Here is a 6,302-nt window from a genome sequence, read left to right on the forward strand (position 1 = left end):
GTACAAGTCTACACAGATCAAGGTTTACGCCTTCAGCTACCCGCGTCTCGATTTCGTCCATTTCTTAGCCAAATTGGAGTAAAAGGTCGATTTCGGCTGACAACTGACCAAAATAACAAGTTTGTAAAGTTAGAAACTCTGTGAGCCGCTGATTTTCTAGATATTTAAATAGGAATCTTAATCACATTCTCAAACATTTCACCTCATACCTGCCCTAAAACTGTTAACTATTTGTCAATAAAGCTTTTACAATAAAGCAAGCATTACCAATGGTAAGCGCTATGCTTACCGCATACCCTACAAAAATAATAATCTTGGAGTCTACTATGACTGCGCGTGAAACTTTAGTGCCAGTTCTGCTTGAAAAAGTGTACAAACTGATTCAAGACAAACTCGATCTTGCTCATCAACCGCTCGTGACCCAACTTGCTCAACATCTATTTAGTAACATTTCGAAAGATGATCTGACTGAACGTAATGAATCTGACTTATATGGTGCAATAGTTAGCCTATGGCACCATATTAACGAGAAAAACCCAGAGGAGCGTTCAGTGCGGGTATTTAACCCGACAGTAAGCCGCCAAGGTTGGCAGTCAACGCACACGATTGTTGAAATAGTAATCCCTGATAGTCCGTTTCTTGTGGACTCCATTAAAATGGCGCTCAGCCGTTTGGATTTATCGTCACACCTCATGCTCAATGGTCCAACGCAAATCTCGCGCACCGATAACGGTGTTATTACTTCGGTAAACCAAGGTGAGGGTGTTCTGCAATCTCTTTTTCATATTGAAGTCGACCGCCTTAGTAGCAAAGAAGCGATGACACAGTTGAAAAATGAGTTGCTTAGTATTTTGAGCGATACAGCTTTAGTGGTGCAAGACTGGCAACCAATGTCAGAAAAACTGGTGCAAGTGATTGCGCAATTGGAGACACAAAAAGAATTCATTCCTGTAGAAAGTGATCGTTACGAAGAAACCATCAAATTCTTAAAGTGGATGGGAAATCATAATTTCACTTTCATGGGGTACAAAGAATACGACCTCGTGACGGTCGAAGGCGATACTGAACTGAGACCAACAGCAGAAAAAGGGTTGGGTTTATTTTCTGATTCAAAACGTGTACGCAGCGTAAAATTATCTGACTTTCCTGATTCCGCGCGCCTTGAAGCCAAAAAGCCTTTTTTATTGATTGTCACTAAAGGCAATACCCAATCACGTATCCACCGCCCAGCTTATACCGATTATATCGGCGTTAAAAAGTTCGACAAAGCAGGTAAAGTGATCGGTGAACATCGTTTCACTGGTCTATATACCTCGGCGGTGTATAACCAAAGTGTCGAAACTATTCCGCTGATCCGCGAAAAAGTAGAACGTATCCTAAAAGCCAGCGGTTATCGTGCAGGCTCGTATTCCTATAAAGCGCTGCACAATATTCTAGAAAACTATCCTCGTGATGAGTTGCTGCAAGCACGTGAAGAAGAGATGTTAGAAGTTGGGATGGGCGTAGTGCAAATGCAAGATAGGGATTTGCTGCGTCTGTTTGTTCGTAAAGACCCGTTTGGTCGTTTCTTCAGCTGCATGGTCTATGTGACCAAAGAGCGCTATAACACCGAGCTTCGCCGCCAAACGCAACGAATTTTCAAGCAGTACTTTGGTTGTGAGCAAGATGTTGAGTTCACCACTTATTTTTCAGAAAGCCCATTGGCAAGAACACACTACATCGTACGTGTTGATAATAACAATATGGATGTCGATGTAAAAACGGTAGAGCAAAATTTAATGGAAGCATCATCAACTTGGGATGATCGTTTATCAGATGCGATCGTAGCAAACTTTGGAGAGAGTAAAGGGCTGCCATTATCGAAAGAATACATGCGTGCATTCCCTCGCTCTTACAAAGAAGACATGATGCCGGGTTCAGCGGTGGATGATATCCAGCGATTGGAAGCCTTAGATGAAGAGCACAAACTCGGCATGTTGTTCTATCGCCCACAAGAAGAAGCGGCCGATTCAAAAGCGGTGCGGTTAAAACTCTATCACCGTGACGAGCCAATCCATCTTTCTGATGTGATGCCGATGTTGGAAAACTTAGGGCTGAGGGTGATCGGAGAGTCACCTTATGAAGTACGCAAGTTAAATGGACAAACGTATTGGATCTTAGATTTCTCAATGCTGCATAAGAGCGATAAGAGTGTCGATCTTCGAGAAGCGAGAGATCGTTTTCAACAAGCATTTGCGGCTATTTGGGCTGGTGAATTAGAGAGTGATGGCTTCAACCGACTAGTACTCGGTGCTTCATTAACTGGGCGCGAAGTATCGATTCTTCGTGCTTATGCGCGTTACATGCGCCAAGTGGGTTTCCCATTCAGTCAACAATATATTGAAGATACACTCAGCCATTATCCAGATGTAGCAAAAGGGCTGGTGGAACTATTCTTAAAGCGGTTTGATCCTAAACACAAAGGGGCTCAAAAAGGGCAAACGGATCTTATTAACGCTATTACTGAAGAGTTAGATCGTGTTGATAGCTTGGATGATGATCGTATTATTCGTCGTTATATGGAGATGATCAGTGCAACGATCCGTACTAACTACTTCCAGCTGGATGAAAACAATCAGATCAAACCTTGGCTTTCTTTAAAAATGAAACCGAAAGAGATTTCTGAAATTCCAGCTCCTGTGCCGGCTTTCGAAATCTTCGTTTATGCGCCTGATATTGAAGGTGTTCATTTACGTGGTGGTAAAGTAGCACGTGGCGGATTACGTTGGTCTGATCGCCAAGAAGATTTCCGTACCGAGATTCTAGGGTTAGTGAAAGCGCAACAGGTAAAAAATACCGTTATTGTTCCTGTGGGAGCAAAAGGTGGTTTTGTGTGTAAGAAACAGCACATGTTTACCACGCGTGATGAGATCTTTGCCGAGGGACAACGCTGCTATAAACGTTTTATTCGTGCATTACTCGATGTTTCCGACAATATTATTGAAGGCGAAGTCGTTCCACCTAAAAATGTCGTTCGTCATGATGAAGATGACCCTTACTTAGTTGTAGCCGCGGATAAAGGGACAGCAACATTTTCCGATTTGGCTAACTCAGTGTCAGCAGAATACAATTTCTGGCTAGGTGACGCTTTTGCTTCTGGTGGTTCAAATGGTTACGACCATAAAGCCATGGGGATTACAGCAAAAGGGGGATGGGAGTCAGTCAAGCGCCACTTCCGTGAGATGGGCATTAACTGCCAAACCACAGATTTCACAGCGATTGGCATCGGCGATATGGCTGGAGATGTGTTCGGTAATGGTATGCTGCTGTCTAAACACATCTGTTTGCAAGCAGCGTTTAACCATTTGCATATTTTCATCGATCCAACACCAAATTCAGCAAAAAGTTGGGAAGAGCGCAATCGCTTATTCAACACGCCACGATCTAGCTGGGAAGATTACAACGCAAAGTTGATCTCAAAAGGTGGTGGCATCTTCTCTCGCAAAGCGAAATCGATCACCTTAACGCCTGAAATTCAAAAAATGATCGGCACTAAGAAGGCTTCTGTTGCGCCTAATGAGCTGATTAAAATGATTTTGAAAATGGAAGTGGATCTTCTTTGGAACGGAGGCATCGGCACCTATGTTAAATCATCGAAAGAGAGCCATTCTGATGTAGGTGACCGTGCTAACGATGCTCTAAGAATTGATGGACGCGATCTTCGTACAAAAGTGATCGGTGAAGGCGGTAACTTAGGTATGACTCAACTTGGACGTGTTGAATATGCATTAACTGGTGGTCGTGTTAATACCGACTTTGTTGATAATGTTGGCGGCGTCGATTGCTCGGATAATGAAGTTAATATTAAGATCTTCTTGAATGGCTTGGTGGCGAATGGTGATCTTACCGTCAAACAACGTAATCAGATCTTAGAGTCGATGGAAGACGAAGTAGGAGGCATCGTTATTGAAGATGCTTACGCTCAATCTGAAGCTATTTCTGTCACTGAGCAACAGGGTGTATCGTTAGTTAAAGAGCAAATTCGTTTCATCCATGCTATGGAAAAAGCAGGGCACCTTGACCGAGCATTGGAATACATTCCAGATGATGAAACTTTGCTTGAGCGTGAGAAGCAGGGATTTGCATTAACCCGTCCGGAGCTATCGGTATTAGTGGCATACGGCAAAATGGTGTTGAAAGAGGAATTGGCTTGTGAAGAGATTTCACACGATGAATTCCATTCACAGCAGTTGATCAACTATTTCCCTACTGAGTTACGTCGTAACTATTCTCAGCACATGCAACAGCATCCACTTCGTGCAGAGATCATTGCTACGGCTCTGGCCAATCAGATGGTGAACGAAATGGGATGTAATTTCGTGACCCGTCTGCAAGAAGAAACTGGTGCGAATGTTGTCGATATTGCCAATGCTTACACTGCGGCAAGAGAAATCTATGGTTTAGGCCGTGTTCTTGAGCAGGTTCGTTTACTCGACAATAAAGCAGAATCCGATGCACAGTATGATGTGATTTTCTTAGTACGCCGAACCTTACGCCGCTTATCTCGTTGGTTGCTGCGTAATCGTTCAGGCAAACAATCGGTCAAAGATTTGATTGCGCTTTATCAAACTGACGTCAATGCCGTTTCCGCTGAACTAGACAATATGCTCGTTGCTGAAGAGGTTGCAGAGCATAATGCCATGGCTCAAGTCTGGATTGATAAAGGCATTAACTCAGAACTGGCGAATTACGTTGCTCGTTTATCAAGCCTGTACTCAGCACTGGATATATCCACAGTGGCACGTGATAAAGGTAAGACCGTTGCTCAGACAGCTAAGCTTTACTTTAACTTAGGTGATCGTTTATCACTGCACTGGTTCTTAAAACAGATTAACGGTCAAGCGGTGGATAACAACTGGCAAGCACTAGCTCGCGCTGCATTCCGTGAAGATTTAGACTGGCAGCAGCGTCAACTCACTGCGCAAGTATTGAATTGTACTTGTGCACCAGAAGAACTCGATGTAATGAAAGCACTGGATGAATGGATTGCTAGTAATGAAGTGTCCTTAATGCGCTGGGAGAGTATCCTCAACGAATTTAAAGTTGGTGCAGTACATGAATTTGCAAAATTCTCAGTAGCATTAAGAGAATTAGTACTTTTAAATTTGAATTGTGCGGCAAATGAGTAAATAATAACGCCCCGTTTATACGGGGCTTTTTATTTCGGAGGCACAATGCTCTACCGCTTAGCCAGGACTGGCTTTTTTCAACTTGATGCCGAAAAGGCACATGATCTCGCCATTGAAAACTTTAAACGTTTCACAGGCACTCCTCTTGATCTCTTCTATCGTCAACACTTACCCAATCGCCCAGTCGAATGCATGGGTTTAACTTTTAAAAACCCTGTAGGTTTGGCCGCTGGCCTAGATAAAAATGGGGAATGCATAGAAGCTTTTGGTGCAATGGGGTTTGGTTTTGTCGAAGTTGGTACCGTGACTCCACGTCCTCAATCTGGTAACGATAAACCGCGTTTATTCCGTTTGATCCAAGCGGAAGGTATTATCAATCGAATGGGCTTTAACAACTTAGGTGTCGACAACCTGGTTGAGAACGTTAAGAAAGCTAAATATGACGGCATTATCGGTATCAACATTGGAAAGAATAAAGATACACCGATTGAAAATGGGGCAGATGACTATCTTATTTGTATGGAGAAAGTCTACCCATATGCTGGTTATATAGCAGTGAACATTTCATCCCCCAACACTCCTGGGTTACGAACGTTACAATATGGTGAGGCATTGGATGATTTGCTTGCCGTACTGAAAGCGAAGCAATCTGAATTGGCTAAGCTGCATAATAAATACGTTCCGCTAACATTAAAGATCGCTCCCGATCTTTCTGATGACGAACTTAAACAAATTTGCCAATCGTTACTCAAGCATAATATTGATGGCGTTATCGCGACTAATACCACATTGGATCGGTCGCTGGTGGAAGGTATGAAATTCGCGAATGAAACGGGTGGGTTAAGTGGTCGTCCTGTTCAATCAAGAAGTACTGAAGTGATTAAGTGCTTGTACCAAGAGTTGGGTGATAAGCTGCCCATTATTGGAGTGGGTGGTATTGATTCTTGTATCGCTGCAAAAGAAAAAATGTTGGCGGGCGCGAAACTAGTACAAGTCTATTCAGGATTCATTTATCACGGACCAGGTTTAGTGAGAGATATTGTCAAGAACCTGTAAATCAGTGCGATTTAAAGGTATTTACTCAGAAAAATAAAAAGTGACTGGGTCAAAGTAAGAGGGAATGAGTTATTCATT

3 protein-coding genes are annotated in these 6,302 nt (G+C 43.0%); all 3 read left to right on the forward strand.

Annotation, left to right across the window (positions count from 1 at the left end):
• Positions 1 to 144: DUF2835 family protein (locus B9J87_RS01540; RefSeq protein ID WP_094149238.1), on the forward strand; the 144-nt coding region annotated here is incomplete at its 5' end.
• Positions 145 to 326: 182 nt separating this feature from the next.
• Positions 327 to 5,168 carry an NAD-glutamate dehydrogenase gene (locus B9J87_RS01545; RefSeq protein ID WP_094149239.1) on the forward strand — a complete coding sequence of 1,614 codons (4,842 nt, stop codon included), beginning with the start codon at positions 327 to 329 and terminating at the stop codon, positions 5,166 to 5,168.
• Between the two features lie 45 nt (positions 5,169 to 5,213).
• Entirely contained in the window at positions 5,214 to 6,224 is a 1,011-nt protein-coding gene (gene pyrD, locus B9J87_RS01550; RefSeq protein WP_094127637.1) for a quinone-dependent dihydroorotate dehydrogenase, read from the forward strand.
• Positions 6,225 to 6,302 lie beyond the last annotated feature (78 nt).

Origin of the sequence: Vibrio sp. V19_P1S1T109 (assembly GCF_002241375.1) — a bacterium.
GTDB lineage: Bacteria > Pseudomonadota > Gammaproteobacteria > Enterobacterales > Vibrionaceae > Vibrio > Vibrio anguillarum.